The 21,205-nt window shown below is 70.8% G+C and carries 19 protein-coding genes; 9 read left to right on the top strand and 10 right to left on the bottom strand.

Annotated elements, in window-relative coordinates; translation table 11 throughout:
* Nucleotides 1-248: 248 nt before the first annotated feature.
* The 3 genes from OU415_RS34405 to OU415_RS34395 all read right to left on the bottom strand — a co-directional run bounded on the left by OU415_RS34405 (nucleotide 249) and on the right by OU415_RS34395 (nucleotide 2,597).
* Entirely contained in the window at nucleotides 249-854 is a 606-nt protein-coding gene (locus tag OU415_RS34405; RefSeq protein ID WP_270953779.1) for a DsbA family protein, read from the bottom strand.
* Entirely contained in the window at nucleotides 851-2,182 is a 1,332-nt protein-coding gene (locus tag OU415_RS34400; protein ID WP_270953780.1) for an amino acid permease, read from the bottom strand. The genes OU415_RS34405 and OU415_RS34400 overlap by 4 nt, the downstream gene beginning before the upstream one ends.
* A 292-nt stretch (nucleotides 2,183-2,474) precedes the next feature.
* Nucleotides 2,475-2,597, bottom strand: a complete 123-nt coding sequence (locus tag OU415_RS34395) for a hypothetical protein (RefSeq protein ID WP_270953778.1) — start codon at nucleotides 2,595-2,597, stop codon at nucleotides 2,475-2,477.
* A gap of 360 nt (nucleotides 2,598-2,957) precedes the next feature.
* Here OU415_RS34395 and OU415_RS34390 point away from each other — a divergent pair, with 360 nt between their 5' ends.
* On the top strand, nucleotides 2,958-3,209 hold the full coding sequence (locus OU415_RS34390) for a hypothetical protein (RefSeq protein WP_270953777.1): 252 nt from the start codon (nucleotides 2,958-2,960) through the stop codon (nucleotides 3,207-3,209).
* Nucleotides 3,210-3,242: 33 nt separating this feature from the next.
* On the opposite strand, the gene OU415_RS34385 is transcribed toward OU415_RS34390, so the two are convergent.
* A complete protein-coding gene (locus OU415_RS34385) occupies nucleotides 3,243-3,617 on the bottom strand; it encodes a DUF779 domain-containing protein (protein WP_270953776.1) in 375 nt (124 codons plus the stop codon).
* Nucleotides 3,617-5,140: an acetaldehyde dehydrogenase ExaC gene (exaC, locus tag OU415_RS34380; protein ID WP_270953775.1), complete on the bottom strand. Its 1,524-nt coding sequence runs from the start codon at nucleotides 5,138-5,140 to the stop codon at nucleotides 3,617-3,619. The genes OU415_RS34385 and exaC overlap by 1 nt, the downstream gene beginning before the upstream one ends.
* A 186-nt stretch (nucleotides 5,141-5,326) precedes the next feature.
* Between exaC and OU415_RS34375 the strand changes: the two genes are divergently transcribed.
* Nucleotides 5,327-6,751: a helix-turn-helix domain-containing protein gene (locus OU415_RS34375; RefSeq protein ID WP_270953774.1), complete on the top strand. Its 1,425-nt coding sequence runs from the start codon at nucleotides 5,327-5,329 to the stop codon at nucleotides 6,749-6,751.
* Nucleotides 6,752-7,035: 284 nt separating this feature from the next.
* Here the strand turns inward: OU415_RS34375 and OU415_RS34370 are convergent, their stop codons facing one another.
* A complete protein-coding gene (locus OU415_RS34370; RefSeq protein ID WP_270953773.1) occupies nucleotides 7,036-7,656 on the bottom strand; it encodes a TetR/AcrR family transcriptional regulator in 621 nt (206 codons plus the stop codon).
* 141 nt (nucleotides 7,657-7,797) lie between these two features.
* On the opposite strand from OU415_RS34370, the gene OU415_RS34365 reads away from it, so the two are divergent.
* Nucleotides 7,798-8,757: a quinone oxidoreductase family protein gene (locus OU415_RS34365; protein ID WP_270953772.1), complete on the top strand. Its 960-nt coding sequence runs from the start codon at nucleotides 7,798-7,800 to the stop codon at nucleotides 8,755-8,757.
* A 112-nt stretch (nucleotides 8,758-8,869) separates the two neighbouring features.
* Here the strand turns inward: OU415_RS34365 and OU415_RS34360 are convergent, their stop codons facing one another.
* Nucleotides 8,870-10,045, bottom strand: a complete 1,176-nt coding sequence (locus OU415_RS34360; protein ID WP_270953771.1) for a helix-turn-helix domain-containing protein — start codon at nucleotides 10,043-10,045, stop codon at nucleotides 8,870-8,872.
* A gap of 274 nt (nucleotides 10,046-10,319) precedes the next feature.
* Here OU415_RS34360 and OU415_RS34355 point away from each other — a divergent pair, with 274 nt between their 5' ends.
* The 6 genes from OU415_RS34355 to OU415_RS34330 all read left to right on the top strand — a co-directional run bounded on the left by OU415_RS34355 (nucleotide 10,320) and on the right by OU415_RS34330 (nucleotide 17,354).
* Nucleotides 10,320-11,285 (top strand): thiamine pyrophosphate-dependent dehydrogenase E1 component subunit alpha, encoded by a 966-nt coding sequence (locus OU415_RS34355; RefSeq protein ID WP_270953770.1) that lies wholly within the window; start codon nucleotides 10,320-10,322, stop codon nucleotides 11,283-11,285.
* Between the two features lie 13 nt (nucleotides 11,286-11,298).
* Entirely contained in the window at nucleotides 11,299-12,330 is a 1,032-nt protein-coding gene (locus OU415_RS34350; RefSeq protein WP_270953769.1) for an alpha-ketoacid dehydrogenase subunit beta, read from the top strand.
* A 102-nt stretch (nucleotides 12,331-12,432) separates the two neighbouring features.
* Nucleotides 12,433-13,935: a 2-oxo acid dehydrogenase subunit E2 gene (locus OU415_RS34345; protein ID WP_270953768.1), complete on the top strand. Its 1,503-nt coding sequence runs from the start codon at nucleotides 12,433-12,435 to the stop codon at nucleotides 13,933-13,935.
* An 11-nt stretch (nucleotides 13,936-13,946) separates the two neighbouring features.
* On the top strand, nucleotides 13,947-15,332 hold the full coding sequence (gene lpdA, locus OU415_RS34340; RefSeq protein WP_270953767.1) for a dihydrolipoyl dehydrogenase: 1,386 nt from the start codon (nucleotides 13,947-13,949) through the stop codon (nucleotides 15,330-15,332).
* A 96-nt stretch (nucleotides 15,333-15,428) separates the two neighbouring features.
* Nucleotides 15,429-16,634 (top strand): helix-turn-helix domain-containing protein, encoded by a 1,206-nt coding sequence (locus OU415_RS34335; RefSeq protein WP_270953766.1) that lies wholly within the window; start codon nucleotides 15,429-15,431, stop codon nucleotides 16,632-16,634.
* Between the two features lie 51 nt (nucleotides 16,635-16,685).
* On the top strand, nucleotides 16,686-17,354 hold the full coding sequence (locus OU415_RS34330) for a peptidylprolyl isomerase (RefSeq protein WP_270953765.1): 669 nt from the start codon (nucleotides 16,686-16,688) through the stop codon (nucleotides 17,352-17,354).
* Here the strand turns inward: OU415_RS34330 and OU415_RS34325 are convergent.
* From OU415_RS34325 to OU415_RS34315, 3 genes are read right to left on the bottom strand one after another with little or no spacing between them, the layout of a single operon-like run.
* Entirely contained in the window at nucleotides 17,338-18,819 is a 1,482-nt protein-coding gene (locus tag OU415_RS34325; protein ID WP_270953764.1) for an FAD-dependent monooxygenase, read from the bottom strand. The two genes, OU415_RS34330 and OU415_RS34325, sit on opposite strands and share 17 nt — an antisense overlap.
* Nucleotides 18,820-18,849: 30 nt before the next feature.
* On the bottom strand, nucleotides 18,850-19,467 hold the full coding sequence (locus OU415_RS34320) for an acyl-CoA-like ligand-binding transcription factor (protein ID WP_270953763.1): 618 nt from the start codon (nucleotides 19,465-19,467) through the stop codon (nucleotides 18,850-18,852).
* Nucleotides 19,468-19,514: 47 nt separating this feature from the next.
* Complete coding sequence (locus OU415_RS34315) at nucleotides 19,515-20,969, bottom strand: xylulokinase (RefSeq protein ID WP_270953762.1); 1,455 nt, start codon at nucleotides 20,967-20,969, stop codon at nucleotides 19,515-19,517.
* Nucleotides 20,970-21,205: the final 236 nt, after the last annotated feature.

The following is a 21,205-nucleotide window of genomic DNA, read 5'->3' as shown; positions in this document are numbered from 1 at the left end:
GGGCCCCGACCCGCCGACACCTGTGGACAAGTCGTCCTGGCTGTGGAGAACGTCCGCAAAGTCCATGGACATTGGATGTCCAATGTCCATTGAATTTGCGTCTTGTACGGCCTGTGACCGCGAGGCGGGACCGGCACCGTGCAGCGAGGGTCGCATGCGCCGGAGGCGCATAGCCCACCCTCGTTACTGGCACCGCCATGCGGGACGAGGATAGAAAACCCTCTTTGAAATTGCGGAACTTCTGTGGGTCAGCGGGGGATCGTGGTGTGTTTGAACTCGTTGAGGTCGGTCCAGCCGGTCAGGAGGTCCAGGACCTTCGTGATGGCCTTGAGCGAGGGGTCGGGGTCGGCGCCCGACTGGGCTCGGTTCATCAGGCGGACGAAGACCGCTTGGTCGTCGGCGATGAAGGTCGGGACGCCCCAGACGCTGTGGGAGGCCACGAACTCCTCGTGCTCCGCGCGGACTTTCGCCAGCGCCGTGCCGTCGTCGATGCGTTCGAACACCGCGTCGGCCGGGACGTGGGAGGTGAGGACTCGTTCGACGACCGAGCGGTCCTCGAGGTGCAGGCCTTCGTCGTGGCGGGCCGCGAACAGCGCGCGGTGCACCGCCGGGAACTGGTCCGGGTACTCGTCGCGGACCACGACACCCGCTTGCAGCGCGACGATTCCGGAGTCCTGGTCGGGGGCGTCCCAGACGCTGGGTTGCCCCTCTTCGACGTGCGCTTGGCCGAGGGAGAAGGGCAGGAAGCGGACCTGCCAGTCGGCTCCGGCGGCCAGGCCGGTGAGCACGTGCTCGTGCGCGTTGCGGGCGAACGGGCACCGGTAGTCCCAGGTTACGGCGAACGTGGAAGTCATGGTCGGTCAACACCTCCGGTCGGATCCGTTGTTCCCGGTGCGCGGCGCCGGCGGACCTCGTAGCCGACGAGCACCACCGCCAGGGTGACCAGGCTCAGCCAGAACTGCGACCGGGTGTCCGGCAGCACCGCCATCGCGGCGATCACCACCAGCATCAGCGCGATGGTCAGGTAGCTCAGCCACGGGAACAGCCACATCTTCAGCGGCAGCTGCGAGTCGTCGACGCGTCGCCGCAGCCGCACCTGCGAGATCGCGATGACGAGGTAGACGAACAGCGCCACCGCGCCGTAGGAGTTGACCAGGAACGCGAAGATCAGGTCGGGGGAGACGTAGGCGGCGATGACCGACAGGTAGCCGACGACGGTGCCGGCCAGCAGCGCGCGGCGCGGCACTCCGCTGCTGCTGAGCTTGGTGAGCCCGTTCGGCGCATCGCCCCGCTGGGTCAGCGCGAAGAGCATCCGCGACGACGTGTAGAGCGCGGAGTTCAGGCAGGACAGGACGGCGGTGAGCACGATGGCGTTCATGATCGTGCTCGCGGCCGGGATGCTCAGCGCCTGCAGCGCCGCCGCGTACGGGCTGACCTCGATCTCCGGCGAGTTCCACGGCACCACCGCGACCACGACCAGCACCGACAGCACGTAGAAGGCGATCACCCGCAGGATGATCGAGCGCATCGCGTTGGCCACCGCCCGGCGTGGTTCGGCGGACTCCGCGGCGGCGATGGTGACGATCTCCGCCCCGGTGTAGAACGCGACGCAGGGCACCACCGCGACCAGCACGGATCCGATGCCGTGCGGCGCGAATCCGCCGTGCGCGGTGAGGTTTCCCAGCCCGCCGGGCGTGTTGGGCCACAGGCCGAAGACCGCCAGCGCCCCCAGGAACAGGAACACCGTGATGGCGGCGACCTTGATGGAGGAGAACCAGTACTCGAACTCGCCGTAGGAGCGCGCCGACACCAGGTTGGTCAGCGTCAGCGAGGTCAGCAGCACCAGGCTGATCACCCACAGCGGCACGTCCGGCAGCCACAGCTGCACCAGCTTGCCGCCGGCCACCGCCTCGACGGCCACCACGATCACGAAGAAGTACCAGTACATCCAGCCGACGGCGAAGCCGGCGCGCTCGCCCAGCGCTTCGCGGGCGTAGGCGTAGAACGAGCCGAGCGCGGGGCGGGCCACCGTCATCTCGGCCAGCATCCGCATGATCAGCACGGTGAGCGCACCGGCGACCAGGAACGAGATCACCGCGGCGGGACCGGTCGAGCCGATCACCACGCCGCTGCCGACGAACAGCCCGGCGCCGATCACCCCGCCGAGGGCGATCAGGCTCATGTGCCTGCGTTTCAGGCCTTGGGCCAGACCTGCGGTGTCCACTTCGGTGGCGTGCTGGGAAGACATGCGTGTTCCTCGAGGTGCGGGAGCAGGTGTCGCGGAGCGTCAGGCGCGACACGCGGCGCTGGTGATCCGGCACGTGTCGACGTGCCGGCGTGCCACCAGGAGCACTGATCTCGAGTTCACGGCGGGCGATGCTACGCGGACGACGGCGCGAGGTGGGGCGTTCCCACATCCCGGACCGCCGTCCGGAAAAGGCGTTTCGCCTGGGGTGTCCGGGGTTGCCGGAGGTTCAGTCGTAGCCGCGGATGACGTGGTCTTCGTCGTGCGGTTCCGCGGGCTGCTGCGGGATTTCCGCTGCGGGCGGCTTCTGGTCGGGCGCGTGCGGGACGGTCGGAGCGGTCTGGAGCGGCACGGTTCTCCCCTTCGGGTCGGACACGGCGTTGCGGAGAACGGTACGGCGGGTGTCCGCGCGGCGACTTTGTGTCGAACAACGAAGTTCCGCCCTCCGCTTGTGCGCTCGGACAAGCGGAACGTGCTGGTCTCGCAGTCGTCAGCGCTCGGCAGCGTCTCCGATCCTCCAATCGGTGCAACTATCGAATGTTCACTTACATGTCATTAATGCAGGTCAATAGCCATATTGAGGTCGCAAATGATGCTATCTGCGAGTCACTTGAATGTTGACTCGCGGACCTGCGCGCGGATACGGTGCGGGCATGTCGGGGCCGATGGGTCGGCCTCGCGCACTCTCTAGGTGTCTCGAAGGTGGTGGGGGATGGCAGCGCAACCGCAGGAGCTGACCCGTCGGGTGCAGACCGACGCGGCGGACCCGCGATCGGCGGGCGCGGCCTGGCAGGAGTCCTCGTTGACCTGCGCGATGGCGGCCACGTTCCTCGACGAGATCTACCGGAGCCTCGACGAGACCTACGCATCCTTGGGCCTGGCCCGCTGGAACCAGCCCCACGCCGAAGCCATCTGGCAAGCCCGCAACCTGCCCGAGGACACCGCGGACCGAACGGCCGCCTGAATCGGGTTCAGGCGGCCGTTCTGCCCGCAGGCGCTAGTCCTCGCCGAGCGCTCCGAGCTCCTCGTCGGTGAGCAGGCGGGAGCGGATCAGGAAGCGAACTCCGTCCGGGGCTTCCAGGGAGAAGCCGCTGCCCCGGCCCGGGACCAGGTCGATCGTCAGGTGGGTGTGCTTCCAGTACTCGAACTGGGAGCGCGACATCCACACCGGGATGGCTTCGTCGACGCCTTCCACGGCCAGGTCGCCGAGGTGGACGTCGGCCGCGCCGGTGCGGAACTCGCCCGCCGGGTAGCACATCGGGGCGCTCCCGTCGCAGCAACCACCGGACTGGTGGAACATCACCGGCCCGTGGCGCGCCCGGAGGCGGCGGAGCTGCTCCGCCGCCTCCGCGGTGATGGCCACGCGGCTCATCAGAAGAACCCCTGCGCGTTCTCCGAGTAGCTGACCAGCAGGTTCTTGGTCTGCTGGTAGTGCTCCAGCATCATCTTGTGGGTTTCGCGGCCGATGCCGGACTGCTTGTAGCCGCCGAAGGCCGCGTGCGCCGGGTAGGCGTGGTAGTTGTTCACCCACACCCGGCCCGCCTGGATGTCGCGTCCGGCGCGGTAAGCGGTGTTGCCGTTGCGCGACCACACCCCGGCGCCGAGGCCGTAGAGGGTGTCGTTGGCGGTCTTCAGCGCGTCGTCGTAGTCGTCGAAGCGGGCGACGGAGACCACCGGGCCGAAGATCTCCTCCTGGAAGATCCGCTGGTCGTTGCGCCCTTCGAAGATGGTCGGGGCGACGTAGTAACCGCCGGCCAGTTCGCCCTCCAGCTCGACCCGGTGCCCGCCGGTGCGCACCTTCGCGCCTTCGGCCTTGCCGATGTCGATGTAGGACAGGATCTTCTCCAGCTGGTCGTTGCTGGCTTGCGCGCCGATCTGGGTGTCGGTGTCCAGCGGGTGGCCCTGCTTGATCTGCTCGGTGCGCGCCGTCGCGTCGGTGAGGAAGTCCTCGTAGATGTCGGCCTGCACCAGCGCGCGCGACGGGCAGGTGCACACCTCGCCCTGGTTGAGCGCGAACATGGCGAAGCCCTCGAGGGCCTTGTCGTAGAAGGAGTCCCGCTGCGCGGCGACGTCGGCGAAGAAGATGTTCGGGCTCTTGCCGCCGAGTTCGAGGGTGACCGGGATGATGTTCTCGCTGGCGTACTGCAGGATGAGCCGCCCGGTGGTGGTCTCGCCGGTGAAGGCGACCTTGCGGACCCGCGGGCTGGCGGCCAGCGGTTTGCCCGCTTCCACGCCGAATCCGTTGACCACGTTGAGCACTCCGGCCGGCAGCAGGTCGGCGATCAGCTCCACCAGCACGTGGATCGACGCAGGGGTCTGCTCGGCGGGCTTGAGCACCACCGCGTTGCCCGCGGCCAGTGCCGGTGCCAGCTTCCAGGTCGCCATCAGCAGCGGGAAGTTCCACGGGATGATCTGGGCGACCACGCCCAGCGGCTCGTGGAAGTGGTAGGCGACGGTGTCGTCGTCGATCTGCGAGATCGCGCCCTCCTGCGCGCGCAGGGCGCCCGCGAAGTAGCGGAAGTGGTCGATGGCCAGCGGGATGTCGGCGGCCAGGGTTTCGCGGATCGGTTTGCCGTTGTCCCAGCTCTCGGCGACGGCCAGCCGCTCCAGGTTCTGCTCCATCCGGTCGGCGATCCGAAGCAGGACGGCGGCTCGCTCGCCCGGCGCCGCGCGGCCCCACGCCGGGGCGGCGCCTTCGGCGGCGTCCAGGGCGCGTTCGACGTCGGCCGCGGTGCCGCGGGCGATCTCGGTGAAGACCTGACCGGTCACCGGTGTCGGGTTCGCGAAGTACTCGCCCCCGGCAGGAGCGACGTGCTCACCACCGATGAAGTGGTCGTAGCGGGAGTGGAACTCGATCTTCGATCCCGGCGTCCCCGGAGCTGCGTACCGAGCCATCTGTGCCTCCTTCGTGCGGCCTCGTCGCCGCGATGAGGTGATCGCGTGCGGCAGAAGCTAGGCGCCGCAACGTTGCACCGACGTTGCGGCGAGGCTTGCCCGCGGTCCCGATCGCCCGCCAGACTGGCTCGACCGGTGTCGACTCGGCGCACACCACGAACCGGTCAGGTGCGGAAAGACTTGGCGATGAAACCGATCCCGCGCTCCACCGACCCGCTCGAACGGGCCCGCCTGCTCGAGCGGGTGCATGCTGCGCTGCTCTCCGGCGAAACCGCACCGGCGCAGGCGCGTCCGGTCGTGGTCGAGTCGTGGCAGCGCAGCCTGCGCGCGCGGATCAGCCCGGACGTCGGCGAACCGCCGGTGGTCTTCGCCGACGACGAGATCGGGGAGGCGCGGCAGGCGCATCCGCTGGCGCGCTGGGTGCCCTTGCTGCGGAGCACGTTGCTGGAGGCCGCGGACACCACGCACATCATGATCATCACCGACGCGGCGGGGAACATCCTGTGGCGGCAAGGACATCCGCAGGTGTGCCGGGACGCCGACCGGGTTCTGCTGGCGGAGGGAACCCGGTGGGCGGAGCAGGCGATCGGCACCAACGCGATGGGAACCGCGCTGGCGACCGGGGCGCCGGTGGCCATCCACTCGGCCGAGCACCTGGTCCGCACCTACCACTCGTGGACCTGCGCGGCGTGCCCGGTGCGCGATCCGGAGACCGGTGAACTGCTGGGCGCCATCGACGTCAGCGGACCCCTGCACACCATGCACCCGGCGCTGTTGGCGCTGGTCGTGACCAGCGCGCAGCTGGTCGAGAGCGAGCTGCGGGCGCGGATGCACGCGCGCGACGACGCTTTCCTGGCGCGGCACGGGCACCACCTGGAGAGCGGTGCGGCGCTGGTGTCGGCCACCGGGCGCGTGGTGGCCAGCGATCCGGCCGCGGCACTGGTTCCGGGGCAGCGCATCGCGCTGGGCGGTGCCGAGCTCGAACCGCTGCCGGGCGGGTTCCTGGTGCGTCCGCACCGTCGTCAGCAGCGGAAATCGCAGTTGTCGTTGATGCTGCTCGGTGACGGCGTGCCGACCGCTGAGGTGGACGGGGTGCGCCACGAGCTGAGCTTGCGGCACGCGGAGATGCTGGCGCTGCTCGCCTTGCACCCGGGCGGGCTGACCGCGGAACGGCTCGCGCTGCTGCTGCACGGGGAGCACGGCAACGCGACCACGGTGCGGGTGGAGATCCACCGCCTGCGCAGCATTCTCGGCACCTCGACCATCCGCACCCGTCCGTACCGGATCGACGCCGACGTGCGCAGCGACCTGGCCAGCTTGCGCGAGTCGCTTCGCGCGGGCGACGTGCACGCGGCCCTCGACCACGCCGGACTGCTGCTGCCGCACTCGGAATCCCCGGCGATCCGAGCTGAGCGCGACGAACTGCGCGCTGCGCTGCGCACTGCGGTCCTCAACACCGAAAACCTCGCAGTGCTGGGGCGTTTCACGACCACCGAAGCAGGCCGGGACGATCTCGAAGTCCTCGAGAAGGCCCTCGCGGACCTACCACCGTCCGCGCCTCAACGCAGCGCCATCGAAGCCCGCCTCCACCACCTGTGGACGGCGGACTAGCTGCTTGACCACAAGCGTTGTTGACGATGGCCAGTGCGGCTGAGGTGCTGGCCGCGGCGACATGGTACGGACGAGGAAGTCGGCCGGAGTCCTTGGTGCCGATGCCTGGTGCGCCTGCGTCGTTGGGCGTCGACTTCGGCGCTGAAGCACCTGAGCTGCTCGATCGCGGTGCTGTGGGGTCCCGCTGGACGTTGAGGGTGCGTTGCGGGCCAAGACCTCGCAGTCCGGCCCGCAGGGTGGGGACCGTGGGGCTCGGGAGTTGTGCCGGTACGTCGAAGTGGGGCTCAGCGGCCTGCTTGCTCGCCGTGCGGTGGTAGGCCGAGCAGGGGTAGCCACACCGCGTCCACGATCTCGACGATCGCCTCGTCCGGCACCGCGCCCATGGTCATCAGCATGTCGTGGCGCACCAGGTCGAAGGGCAGGTTCACCACGCGTTCGGGTCGCGGTACATCCGCGAGCTCGCCTCGCTCGATGGCGCGGTCGACGAGCGTCGCGAAGGGTGCTCTCCGGTCCGAGGGGCGGAGGCGGCTGCGCAGGTCGCTGAAGTTGGTGCCGGTCTCGCGGAAGTAGTCCGCCAGCTGGATGCGCATGAGTATCACCGTGCGGGCGCGCTCGGCGTTGACCGTGCGCAGGAGGGTGAGGGCGTCCTGGCGCAGGCTGCCGGTGTCGGGGATGTCGAGTGGGCGCCAGTGCCGGGTGAGCGTGGCGATGAGGAGGTCCGCGCGCTGCGGCCAGCGCCGGTAGAGCACCGGTTTGCTGGTTCCGGCGCGCGCGGCGACGGCCTCGTAGGTGAAGCCGTTGTAACCCTGCTCGACGAGCACCTCCCAGGCGGCATCGGTGATCGCGTTCTCCAGGGCGGTGCCTCTGCGCCGTGTGGGAGTGCCCTCCGCGCGCCGCTCACTCACAACTGCCCCCATGTGTCCTTTTCGCAGTACTCGGCCATGCGGTTAGGTCCGCTTGCGTATCTTAATCTGCGGCCGTACTCTCGGATCAATAAGATACGATACCGTTTCTAATCGGTGTGCGACCAGGCAGGGGAAACGCGCATGTCCATGATCAACGCTGCGCTTGTGGAGTCCTTCGACGAGCCGCCGCGCTTCCGGTCCATCCCCGCCCCAGAGGCTGCCCCCGGTCAGGAAGTGGTGCACGTGCTCGCCGTCGGCGTGCACCCGGCCACTCGGGGCATCGCCGCGGGTAAGCACTACACGAGTCCCAAGGCACTGCCCGCCCTAGCGGGTGCGGACGCCGTCGTCTGCCGAGCGGACGGCGGCCTCGGCTACGTCATGCTCCTGGGCGCCGGCACCTTGGCCGAGCGCATCGTCATCGATCCGGCCGCCGTCATCCCGGTCCCGGACGGAGCCGATCCCGCACTCCTGGTCGCCACCATGAACCCCGCCCTGTCCTCATGGGGTGCGCTGCGCACCCGCGTCCCGTTCCAGGCCGGGCAGTCGGTCCTGGTGCACGGCGCGACCGGCAATGCCGGATCGATGGCCGTCAAGGTCGCCAAGCACCTCGGCGCGGGGCGAGTGATCGCCGCCGGACGCAATCGATCCCGCCTCGGCGAACTCACCGTCGAGGGCGCGGACGACATCGTTCAGCTCACTCCCGACGAGGACGCCACCGCGGCCGCGCTCGCCGAGGCCGCCGCCGAGGTCGACGTGGTCCTCGACTACGTGTGGGGGCCGCCCACCGAGCTCGCCATGCGTGCCCTCCTCGGATCGCGTACCCAGCACACCCGTCTGCTCGACTGGGTTCAGATCGGTGGCATGGGCGGAGACGCGATCACCCTGTCCGGGCACGCTCTGCGCTCCAACGCGTTCCGGATCCTGGGCAGCGGCTTCGGCTCGGTGGACGTGCAGGTCATGCAGCGGGAGTTCACCGAGCTCATCGCCGTGATCGCCGCGGGTGGCATGGCCGTGCGCCCGCATCCTTTCCCGCTGGACCAGGTAGAGGCGGCCTGGGCCCACGAGGACGCACCCGGCGAGCGCACCGTCATCCTCCTTTGACGCACGAGTTCCCGGCGTCCCGCCTCAACGTCTAGGGCACCGGCGGCGCGCTCCACCACCGCGACCACCATCAGCTCAGCTGCTGGAGATGTCCGCAGTGCTGCTGCCGGATTCAGGTTTCCGGTTGCAGGACCGAGACTTCGAGGTCGGGGAGGAAGCGGTAGGGGCGGTTCTCGAGGAGGTCGCCGAACTTCTTCCGCAGCCGGGACATCTCCGCGCGCACCGTGATCGTCCGCGTCGGGTCGTCGAAGAGCGCGGTGGACAGGTCAGCGGCCGTGCGGCCGGCCCGGTGGGTGGCCAGCTCGAGCAGGAGGTCCGCGTGGCGGCGGCTCGTCCGGTAGGTCCAGCTGCCCGATTCGCGGTGCACGGTGAGGACCGGCTGATTGCTGCGCCGCACGTCCAGGACCACGCGGGTCGTCGTGCGCGGTGCTGCGTCGCACAGCCGCAGCAGGACGCCTTCGGGTAGCGGTTCCGCCGCGCAGGTGCCGAACGCGGGGAGCCAGATCTGACCGCTGGGGGCGGCGGGCAGTGCGATGCGGTCGACCGGTGGGAGGCCGGTCGACGCCGCCACCCAGCCGTCGCGGTCCACCGCCAGGGCTTGTCCTCCCACCTTGGCCAGCACCGGCGCGGCGACGGCGCGCAGCCGGTCGAGTTGGTGGCGGTGCGCGTCGCGCAGCCGCGCTTCGGTCAGTCCGGCGACCGCGCGGACCAGGGCCAGGGTGCTGGGGTGCACGGCATCGGCCGGTCCGCTGACGTCGACCGCTCCCAGGAGCCGACCGTCGCGGGGGTCGTGCACGGGTGCTGCCGCGCAGGTCCAGGCGTGGTGGGCGCGGACGAAGTGCTCCGCGGAGTGGACCTGCAGCGCGACGCCCTCGACCAGTGCCGTTCCGATGGCGTTGGTGCCGACGGCGTTCTCCAGCCAGCACGCGCCCTCCACGAAACCGAGCCGGTCGGCGCGGCGGAAGGCACCGGGGTGCCCCTCGCGCCACAGGATGCGGCCCTCGACGTCGACGACGACCACGACGGCCCCGGCGCTCTCCGCTGCCGGGACCAGGCCGGAGAGCAGCTCGCGCAGGGCGTCACCGCCGAGATCGCAGCGCACCCGGCGGTGTTCGAGCTCGTCGGCCGCTACCGGGCGGCAGTCCGTTCCCCGGTCCGGGTCGACGCCGTGCTGCCGCGCCCGGTCCCAGGACTGCACGATCATCCGGCGCGGTGCGACCGCGGGCCGTGCTCCGGTCAGCGCCGCCTCGTGCGCGCGGGCGAGGTGGTGCCGCTGGCGGATCGACATGTCACGTCCTCCTGGCCGACCCGCCAGCCCACCGTTGCCGTCCCGTCACGTCGATGTGCCGCCCAGGTCACTCGCGCACAGGAGAAGCCACCTCGCAGCTGGACGCAAGGGTTGCACGAGGTTGCAACCCGCACCGCCGTTCGCAGTCCACTGAGGACTGAACGGCGAATTTGGCGCGGCCAGGCGGATGCAACCCGGTGCAACGCTGGTTCCCCACACGTCCCATCCATACCTTCAACGGCCACGGGCGAGCCCGGCACCGACGAGGAGGACGATGACGATGGACAAGCGCGCACTGCTGGGTGCGTACCGGAAGATGTCGCGGATCCGGGCGTTCGAGGACCGGTTGCACGAGGAGAACGCCACCGGCGACATCCCCGGCTTCATCCACCTGTACTCCGGGCAGGAAGCGATCGCCGTCGGCGTCTGCGAGAACCTGGACGACACCGACCACATCGGATCCACCCACCGCGGCCACGGCCACTGCATCGCCAAGGGCTGCGACGTGCACGGCATGATGGCCGAGATCTTCGGCAAGCTCGACGGGCTCTGCCACGGCAAGGGCGGTTCGATGCACATCGCCGACCTGTCGGTGGGCATGCTCGGCGCCAACGCGATCGTCGGCGGCGCACCGCCGCTGGCCATCGGCGCCGCGCTCAGCGCCAAGACGTTGCGCAACGGTGGTGTGGCCGCGTCGTTCACCGGTGACGGCGGCTCCAACCAGGGCACCGCGTTCGAGGCGATGAACATGGCTGTGGTGCTGCAGCTGCCGGTCGTGTTCGTCGTCGAGAACAACGGGTACGGCGAGGCCACCGGCACCGACTACGCGGTGGGCACCAGCGATATCGCCGGCCGTGCCGCGGCGTTCGGCATGCCCGCGGTGAAGGTGGACGGGACCGACTTCTTCGCGGTGCACGAAGCCGCCCGCGAAGCGGTCGAGCGCGCCCGCGCCGGCGGCGGACCGACCACGATCGAGGCCAGCGCGAACCGGTTCTACGGGCACTTCGAGGGCGACGCCCAGCTCTACCGCACGCCGGAGCAGGTGGCCGAGCTGCGCGCCACCCAGGACCCGCTGCAGATCTTCCGCGGCAAGGTCGACCGGCGCAAGGTCACCGCGCGCGAATTCGACGAGGTCGACGAGGAGTCGCGCGCCCTGGTCGACGACGCCGTCGCCAAGGCCCGCGCTGCCGAGTACCCGCCGATCGAGCACCTGCTCACCGACGTCTACGTCTCGTTCTGAGGAGAGGGCACCGATGACCACGTCGAAGAAGACCTACCGCGAAGCGGTCAAGGAAGCGCTGGCCCAGGAGATGGCGCGCGATGAGACCGTCGTGCAGATCGGCGAGGACCTGCGCGGCGGGCAAGCGGGAACCAACCCGAAGCTCGAGGAGGAGAAGATCGAGGCGTTCGGCGGCGTCCTCGGCGTCACGAAGGGCCTGTGGAGCGAGTTCGGCTCGGAGCGCGTGATCGACACGCCGATCACCGAGTCGGCGATCATCGGCATGGCGGCCGGCGCCGCCCTGACCGGACTGCGCCCGGTCGCGGAGCTGATGTTCATGGACTTCTTCGGGGTCTGCTACGACGCGCTGTACAACCAGGCGGCGAAGTTCCGGTACATGTTCGGCGGCAAGGCGCGCACTCCGATGGTGGTGCGCGGGATGATCGGCGCCGGTTTCTCCGCAGCCGCCCAGCACTCGCAGTCGCCGTACCACGTGTTCGCCTCGGTGCCGGGGCTGAAGGTCGTGGCACCGTCCAACGCCCACGACGCGAAGGGACTGCTCATCCAGGCGATCCGGGAAGACGACCCGGTGGTGTTCTGCGAGCACAAGACCCTCTACGACACCAAGGCCGAGGTACCCGACGAGCCGTACTCGATCCCGCTCGGCGTCGCCAACTACACGCGCCAGGGCACCGACGTCACCGTGATCGCGCTGTCGGCGATGGTCGGCGCCGCCAACGACGCGGCCGACCGGCTCGCCGCGGAGGGCATCTCGGTGGAGGTGGTGGACCCGCGGACCGTGTCGCCGCTGGACGAGGAGGGCATCCTCGAATCCGCTGCGGCCACCGGCCGGGTGGTCGTGGTGGACGAGTCCGCCGCGCGGTGCGGATTCGGCCACGACGTGGTCTCGCTGATCGCGACCCGGGCCTTCGACTCCTTGCGCGCCCCGGTCGAGCTGGTGACGCCGCCGCACACGCCGGTCCCGTTCTCGCCGAAGTTGGAGAAGGCGTGGCTGCCCGACTCGGCCCGGATCGAAGCCGCGATCCGCAAGCTGGTGGCGAGCTGATCGATTCGAAGCGGCAGGCGCCCTGCGCGAGGTCGAAGACGGGCTCCGAGGTTCCGCTACCCGCACTGCTACGCACAACGAGCGCGAGGACGAGTTCTGATCATGACCGAGATCCAGTTCATCGAACTGCCCAAGTGGGGCCTTTCCATGGAGGAAGGCGCCGTGACCCGCTGGTTGGTCGGGGAGGGGGCGAGCTTCGGCAAGGGCGAGCCCCTCTGCGAGGTGGAGACCAGCAAGATCACCAACGAGATGGAAGCCCCGTTCGGCGGTGTGCTGCGGCGCATCGTCGCGCAACCGGGCCAGACGCTGCCGGTTTCCGCGGTGCTCGCGGTCTCGGCGGAGGCCTCCGTCTCCGATGCGGAGATCGACGAGGCGCTGGCCGCGCGCGGTGTCGGCGCTGAGCTGTCCGGCGATTCCGCGCGAAGCGGCCAGGGCGACGATGCCGCGCGGAACCTTCAGCCGGTCGCGGCGCCGCGGGAATCGCCTGCGCCCGCGGCGGTTTCGGGGGCGACCACCGTTCCCGGTGTGCTTGCCGGTGCGACCGCCGACGACATCTTCGCCACTCCGTACGCGCTGCGGTTCGCCGCTGAGCACGGCATCGACCTGGCGAAGGTCCCGGGCAGCGGCCGGCTGGGCCGGGTGTCGCTGGAGGACGTCCACAACGCGGTGCGCGACGCCGGGGGAACGGTGGCCGCGCCGCCCGCACCGACGCGGAGCACACCTCGGTCCACACAGGACGATTCCGATGTGGACGCCACCCCGGTGGCCCGTCGTCTCGCCGCGGAGCTCGGCGTCAACTTGCACGACTGCCGCGCAACCGGTTCCCGGGGCCGGGTGTGCGTTGCTGACGTGCGGGAAGCCGAGCAGCGCTGGGGTCGTGAGTGCGAAGACCGCCCCCAACTGGCTTCCGCGCTCACGACGGTCGAGGCGGTGCCGCTCACCTCGATGCGCCGGGCCATCGCGCAGCGGCTGCAGGCCGCCAAGCGCAACGCGCCGCACTTCCGGGTATCCGTCGATCTGGAGATCGACGCGCTCCTGGCGCTGCGCGAGCAGTTCAACGCCACCGTCCCGGCGGTGAAGCTGTCGGTGAACGACTTCATCGTCAAGGCCTGCGCTTCGGCGCTGCGCGCGGTCCCCGAGGTCAACGTGCAGTTCGACGAGGACGCCCAGGCGGTGCTGCAGCACTCCGCAGCTGATGTCGCCGTCGCCGTCGCCCTGCCGTCGGGGCTGATCACACCCATCGTGCGCGGCGCTGACGCGCAGAGCCTCGCGGAGCTCTCCGCCTCGGTGCACGCCCTGGTGACCAAGGCGAAAGCCGGGCAGCTCGCACCCGACGAGTTCCAGGGCGGCACGTTCACCGTCTCCAACCTCGGCATGCACGGGGTGCGCGAGTTCGACGCGATCATCAACCCGCCGCAGGCGGCGATCCTCGCGGTCGGCGCGGGGCAGCAGCGGCCGGTGGCCGTCGACGGCCAGGTCGTGGTGCGCACGGTCATCACGGCGACCCTGTCCTGCGACCACCGGGTCATCGACGGGGCGGTGGGTGCGCGGTTCCTGCAGGCGCTGAAGCGGTTCGTCGAGTCGCCGGCCCTGATGCTGGTCTGAGGGAGGTACTGGTGAACGACAAGTACGACGTCCTGGTCATCGGCAGCGGTCCCGGTGGCTACGTGGCCGCGATCCGCGCCGCCCAGCTCGGTCTGCGCACCGCGGTCGTCGAGCGCGACCAGCTGGGCGGGATCTGCCTGAACTGGGGCTGCATCCCCACCAAGGCGCTGCTGCACGGTGCTGACGTGGCGCACACGCTCGCGTCCATGGCGCCGTTGGGGTTCCGCGCCGACGGCGTGGAGTTCGACATGGCGCAGCTCGTCGAGTTCAGCCGATCGGTGTCGCAGCGGCTCGCCGGCGGCGTCGGGTACCTGATGCGCAAGAACGGCATCGACGTGCTCACCGGCACCGCCCGGCTGCTGGACAAGGGAGTGGTGGAGGTCGCCGCCGACGGCGGGCGGAGCGTGCACCGCGCGGACCACGTCATCCTGGCCACCGGTGCCCGGCCGCGCGCCGTGCCCGGCCTGGAACCCGACGGCGAGCGGATCTGGACCTACTTCCAGGCTTTGGCCCCGGCGGAGCTGCCCCGCTCGCTGCTGGTCGTCGGCTCCGGCGCGATCGGTGTCGAGTTCGCCAGCCTCTACCGCGACCTGGGCAGCGAGGTGACCCTCGTCGAGGTGGCCCCGCGGATCATGCCGGGTGAGGACGCCGCGGTGTCCGAGCACGTCCGCGCGCAGTTCGAGAAGCGCGGTATCCGCGTGCACGCCGGGACGTCGGTCTCGGACGTGGCGGTGGCCGCCGACGGGGTCAGCGCGACGCTGGGCGGGGCGGATCGGATCATCGCTGAGCGGGTGCTGGTCGCCGCGGGCATCCGGGGCAACGTCGAAGACCTCGGGCTGGCCGAGGTCGGGGTGGAGGTCGACGGCGGGTTCGTGCGCACCGACGAGTGGGGCCGCACCACCGCCTTCGGCGTCTACGCGATCGGCGATGTGGCCGGCGGGCCGTGCCTGGCGCACAAGGCCAGCCACGAGGCGGTGGTGTGCGTGGAGAAGCTCGCCGGGCTCGACCACGTCACGCCGCTCGACCCCGCCTACGTGCCGGGCTGCACCTACGCCCGGCCGCAGGTGGCGCGGCTCGGGCTGACCGAGGAGCAGGCGCGCGCCACCGGACGTCCGCTGCAGATCGGCACCTTCGACCTGCAGGCCTCGGGCAAGGCGCTCACGATCGGCGAGGCCGACGGCTTCGTGAAGACGATCTTCGACGGGAGCACCGGCGAACTGCTCGGCGCGCACCTGGTCGGCCCCGAGGTGACCGAGCACGTCCAGGGCTTCGGCATCGCCCGGGCGCTGGAGGCCACGGCCGATGACCTCGCCGAAGTCGTCTTCGCCCATCCGACCCTGTCGGAGGCGCTGCACGAGTCGGTCCTGTCCGCTTTGGGCAAACCCCGCAACGCCTGAGCGCTGGTCCGGCGGCTCGGTGATTTCGGGGAGCGGGCCCGGGGCCGTATTGTGGTGGTGATCACATGATCCACCTCGGCTGGTCAGGGAGCGGCGATGCGGCCCGAGCACCTCGACACGGCGCCGGAACCAGCGGACCGGCGGTACTACGCCCGTGCACTGGCTACAGCCCGGGACGACGTGCTCGCCGGGCAGCGCCCGCGCGTGCCGGTGCGGTCGTCGATCATCGACTCCTGGCAGCGGGTGCGCGGCAAGGGGCTCGACCCCGACCGCGGTCGCGACGTCGATCCGGTGTCGTCGACCGAGGTGGAGCGGCGTCGCCAGCGCTGCGGGCTGGCCGGCGACCCGGTGCGGACGCTGCGCACCGGACTCCTGCCCGCAGCCGACGGCGCCGGGCACATCGTGGTCGTCGTCGACCGCGACGGCCGGCTGCTGTGGCGCGAGGGGAACCGGGCGGTGCTGCGGCGGGCCGATCAGCTCGGGTTCGTCGAGGGCGCCAGCTGGGGCGAAGCCGCGGTCGGCACCAACGCGATCGGCACGGCGCTCGTCGAGGGCCGTCCGCTGCACGTCCACGCCGCCGAGCACTACGTCGGCACCCACCACCAGTGGACCTGCGCCGCCGCGCCCGTGCACGACCCCCGAGATGGTCAGCTGCTCGGCGTGGTCGACATCAGCGGCCCGCGCGACACCGCGCACCCGAGCATGCTCGCGCTGGTCAGCGCGGTGGCGGAGATGGCCGAAGTCCGGCTGCGGGAGGCGCACCGCGACCAGCTCGACCGCCTCCGGACCATCGCCGCCCCGCTGCTGGCGAGGCTGCCCGGGCAGGCGCTGGTCGTCGACCGCAACGGCTGGGTCGCCGCGTCGACCGGTCTGCCGCCGATCGACCGCATCGCGCTGCCCGCGCAGCTGGACGCGCAGCGGGTGTGGGTCCCGGCGTTCGGTGACTGCGTGCTGGAACCGCTGCCCGAAGGCGTGCTGCTGCGCCCGGGAGGACTCGAGTCCGCAGCGTCCGCGCGGGTGGTGCTCGATCTCCGGGGAGCGCGCCCCCAGCTCGCGGTGCACCGCGATTCCGGCAGCTGGTCGTACCAGGTCAGCGCCCGCCACGCCGACGTCCTCGCCCACCTCGCCGACCACCCCGCCGGGTGCAGCGCCGCCGACCTCGCCGAGCACCTGTTCGCCGACCCGTCGCGCACGGTCACGGTGCGGGCCGAGATGTCGCGGCTGCGCAAGCGCTTCGGCGACCTGCTCGACCACCGCCCGTACCGCTTCCGCTCCGAGCTGGACGTGGCGGTGCTGCGCTGACTAGCCCGTTCGCCGGTTTGACCGGTCCCCACGGGTGATTAGTTTCGTCGCATGAAATCGCGCTGGTTCGCTGGAATCCTCGCGGTCGTGCTGGCCGCCACCCCCGTCGCCGTCGCGCACGCCGAGGCGCCGCAGAAGTCACCGCACCGCACGACGTGCGAGTTCATCCCCACGCCGGAGAACCCGGCCGCCCGCGAGGTGGACCCGCCCAAGCCGAAGGCGAAGACCGAGGGCACGGTGCGCGCCGAGATCCGGACCAACCGCGGCGACGTCGTGGTGGAGCTCGACCGCGCGAACGCGCCGTGCGCGGTGCACAACCTCGTGCACCTGGCGCGCAGCGACTTCTACGACCGGTCCCGCTGCTGGCGGTTGACCAACTCCGAGCGGCTCGGCGTGCTGCAGTGCGGGGACATCTGGTCGGTGGAGAAGGGCGGCCCCGGCTACCGCTTCGCCGACGAGGTGACCGGTGCGGAGACCTACCCGCGCGGCACCATCGCGATGGGCAACCAGGGGCCGGACACCAACGGCAGCCAGTTCTTCATCGTCCACTCGCACGCCAACATCAAGCCCGCCTACACGGTCCTGGGCCACGTGGTGCGCGGCATGGAGGTCCTGGACGAGATCGTCGCGGGCGGCATCGTCCCCGGTGAGGGCGGCGATCCGGGCGACGGCGAACCGGCGCTCCCGGTGGAGATCGAGCAGGTCAAGATCCGCGGCTGACGCCGAACCACCTGGTCAGGGCTTCACGGAGCGAGTCCTGGTCCGGGGAGTCCGAGGCCCAGGCGATGTAGCAGTCCGGGCGGAGGAGCATCGAGGCGGCGGGCAGGCCGGACCGGACGGCGACGACGTCCACGCGGTCCGACCAGCCCGCCGCCGCTTCGGCCAGGGTGCCGGTCGCGTCCAGCAGCAGCGGGCGGGCAGCGGAGGTGTCCACCTGCAGGTCGGGCGCCCAGCGGCCGATGAGCGGGTGCGCGTCGCCGATGTCGTAGCGGACGTCCGCGCCGGACATCGTGTCCGCGATGTGCTGGACGTTGTCCCGGTTCTGCAGGAGCTCGCCGAACAGCTCGCGCAGGCCGGTGATCTCGGGGCCGGGGGAGAGCAGCGCGGACTGGGCTTGGGTGTGCATGACCACGCGCTCGGCGACCGGTCGCCGCTCCGACTCGTAGCTGTCCAGCAGGCCAGGCGGGGCCCATCCGCGCAGTTCCGCGGCGAGCTTCCAGCCGAGGTTCACCGCGTCCTGGAGTCCCAGGTTCAGCCCCGGTCCACCGACCGCGGAGTGGACGTGGGCGGCGTCGCCGACCAGCAGCACCCGGCGTTCGCGGTACCGCTCGGCGATCCGCGTGTTTCCGCCGATCACCCGGCGCAGGTGGCCGCTGTCCGCGGGCTGCAGCGGGAGATCGGCGCCGAGCACGCGGTGCACGCTCGCGCGGAGTTCGGCCAGCGTCATGGGCGTCTGGTCATCGGCATCCGGATCCCACTCCATTGTGGACACGATCCACGGCCGGTCGGGGAACGGGGCGAAGGTGAACACCCCGCGTTCGGTGCGGTGGTGGAGGAACGGCGGGACGAGTCCGGCGCCGGGTAGGTCGAGACCCCCGGTCCGCTCGTCGAGCAGGTCTCCGGGAACGGTCACGTGCGCCAGGCGGGACACGACGTTCTCCCTGGAAACTCCGGGGAAATCGATGCCGGCTAGCTTGCGCGCGGTGCTCCGCCCGCCGTCCGCGCCGACCAGGAAGCGGGTGCGCAGCCGGTAGTCGCCGTCCGGGCCGGTGATCTCGGCGGTGACCGCCTCGTCGTCCTGCGACAGGCCGGTGAGCTCGTGCCCGCGGCGGATCTCGGTGCCCAGCTCGATCGCGCGCTCCTCCAGCACCTGCTCGATCCGGTGCTGCGGCACGCCCAATCCGTAGAGCGGGTTGTCGTCGAGTTCGGCGAGCGGCAGCGGGAAACCGCCGAACACGAACGCCGGGAACGGTTGCGGTGGTTCCGGAGTGCCGCTGAGCCGTTGGTGCAGGCCGCGGCGGTCGAGCAGGCGCACGACCTGGCCGATCAGTCCGTTGGCGCGGTTGCGCTGCACGAGCTCCGGCTCCCGCTCCAGCACCAGCGCGCGGACTCCGGCCAGGCCCAGCTCGCAGGCGAGCATCAGCCCGTTGGGCCCGCCGCCTGCGATGACGACGTCTTCCGGCATGGAGTTCTCCCTTGCTGCGAAAGGAAAAGATCAGGGAACAGGAAGTCCCGAGGCGAGCTGGTGGAGCGCGTCGCGCAGCAGTGGTGCCATCGGGGTGGGTTCCGCTGCGTGCAGCCAGTGCCCGATCGCTGCGGCCATCGCAGCTCCGACCGCGCCTGAAACCAGCCGCGGGTACAGGTCGTGCTCCACGTCGGTGCCGGTGCGCTCCGCGATGGCGGCGGCGAGTTCGGCGTCTGCCATCGCGTTGGCCTTGAAGAACTCGCCCCGCAGCGCCGGTTCCGAGACCATCAGGCGGACGCCGTCGAGCCACTGCTGCTCCGGCTCGCGCTCACCGGTGCCTTCGGACAAGCCGAAGCGAGCCAGCGTGGCGTTGGTGATCGCTTCCCACAGCGGTTCGGACTCCGGTCGGGCGCGCAGCTCGACCGCGATCTGCCGGGCCCGTTCCAGGTGGCGAGCGGCGATCGCCTCGCTCTTGCTGGCGAAGTAGTTGTTGAAGGTGCGCGGTGAGACGCAGACCTCGGCGGCGATGTCCTCCACCCGCACCGCGTCGAGACCCCGCTCCGCGGCCAGGCGGACGGCCGCCCAGCTCAGCGCGTTGCGGGTCTCCTGCTTCTTGCGTTCCCGCAGGCCCATCCGCTCGTCGCTCACGAGCCGCCACGGTAGCTAAAAAGTGCGCAGCACGCAAAATTTCGTGATCAGCAATTTTCTGTGCTGCGCCAGTCGGCGAGGCGCGCGTGGATGCCGCGCAGGGCGTCGTGGGACTCGCGGTACGCCTCGAACAGCGGGTTCAGGCGGTCGGCGTCGGCGGCGGGGGTGAACACCCGGTCCACCGCGACCGTCGCCGCTGCCGCCGTGGCGATGTCCGGGTAGGAGCCGGTGCCCACCGCGCCCAGCAGAGCCGCGCCGAGCACCGCGCTGTCGTGCACCCGCAACCGTTCGATCGGGCGCTGCAGGACGTCGGCGTGGATCTGCGTCCACAGGTCGCTCCGCGCGCCGCCGCCCGAGAAGGCCAAGGAGGGCAACGCAAATCCGCATGCGCGCTCGACCGGATCCAGCACGTGCCGGGCGGACATCGCCACGCCTTGCAGGACCGCTCGGCACAGGTCCGCCTGCGAGGTCGCCGAGCTGAGCCCGAAGAAGCTCCCGCGCACCTCGGAATCCCACAGCGGCGCCCGCTCGCCCATCAGGTGCGGGGTGAAGATGACGCCCGGCGCGCCTGCTCCGGCCGAGCGCAGCACCTCGTCGATGCTGAGCCCGGAGGCCTGGCACCACCAGCGCAAGGCGTCGCCGGCCGCCTGCGTCGGCCCGGCGTGCACGAAGAGCCCGTCCTTCGGCGGGAAGGTCACGACCTCCGGAACCGGCACCGACTCCGCGGAAGCACCCGCCACGACCAGCGACGTTCCGCACGACACCATGCCGCGACCGGACTCGGTGGTGCGGGTGCCGAACACGGCGCTGTAGGCGTCCATCGTGCCCACGACGACCTCGGCGCCGCCGAGCTCCGGTGCGGAACCCAGCACCACCTCGGGTCCGGCGATCTCCGGCAGCTTCCCGGCCAAGCCGTCGACCAGCTCGACGGCCTCGCGGAGGTAGCCGGTCGGGCCGGCGACGCGGACCGCGGAGAGCTGGTCGGTGGCGAGGCGCCCGGTCAGCTTGGCGATCACGAAGTCCTTGGGGCTCAGCACCCATCGCGTCCGGGCCCACAGCTCGGGCTCGGTGCGGGCGAACCACTCCGCGCGGGACCCCACGAACGACGCGTCCAGCACGATCGGACCGCCCCAGATGCGCGTCTTGTCCGCCGAGGTCAGCCGGGCGTCGAGATCCCGCGCGACCTCGGCGCAGCGCTGGTCCTGCCAGATGATCGCCGGGGCGAGCGGGCGCAGCTGGTCGTCGACGAACACGTGCGTGTTGACCTGGCTGACCACCCCGACCGACCGCACCGCGTCGGCGTCGAGCCCGGCGAGCACGGCCTGGATCCCCTCGGTGCAGCCGCGCCACCAGTCCATCGGGTCCTGCTCGGCCCAGCCCGGCCGCGGGCGGTGGATCGGGTACGCCGCGGTGTGCGTCGCGACGAGGTTCCCGCCCAGCTCGAAGACGGCCACCTTCACGGCGGTAGTGCCCACGTCGACGCCCAACATCAGCCCGGTCATGCCCAACATCTACACGACCGCCCGGCGGTTCCCGCGCCCTGTGCGCGCTGGGCGGCAGCTCGTCCGGCCTGACCGACGCTCCGTCTCCCGGGGTTCCGCAAATTCAATGGAAATTGGACCTCCGATTTCCATTGAATTTGCGGAAGTTCTCCACAGGGAGCCGGACTTGTCCACAGGTGTCGGCGTGTCGGCACCCGAAGTTCCGTTGAAACCGCAGTTTCAATTGAAACTGCGGA

Origin of the sequence: Saccharopolyspora oryzae, from assembly GCF_027853915.1 — a bacterium.
Lineage (GTDB): Bacteria > Actinomycetota > Actinomycetes > Mycobacteriales > Pseudonocardiaceae > Saccharopolyspora > Saccharopolyspora oryzae.
This window is presented reverse-complemented; position numbering and strand designations above follow the sequence as displayed.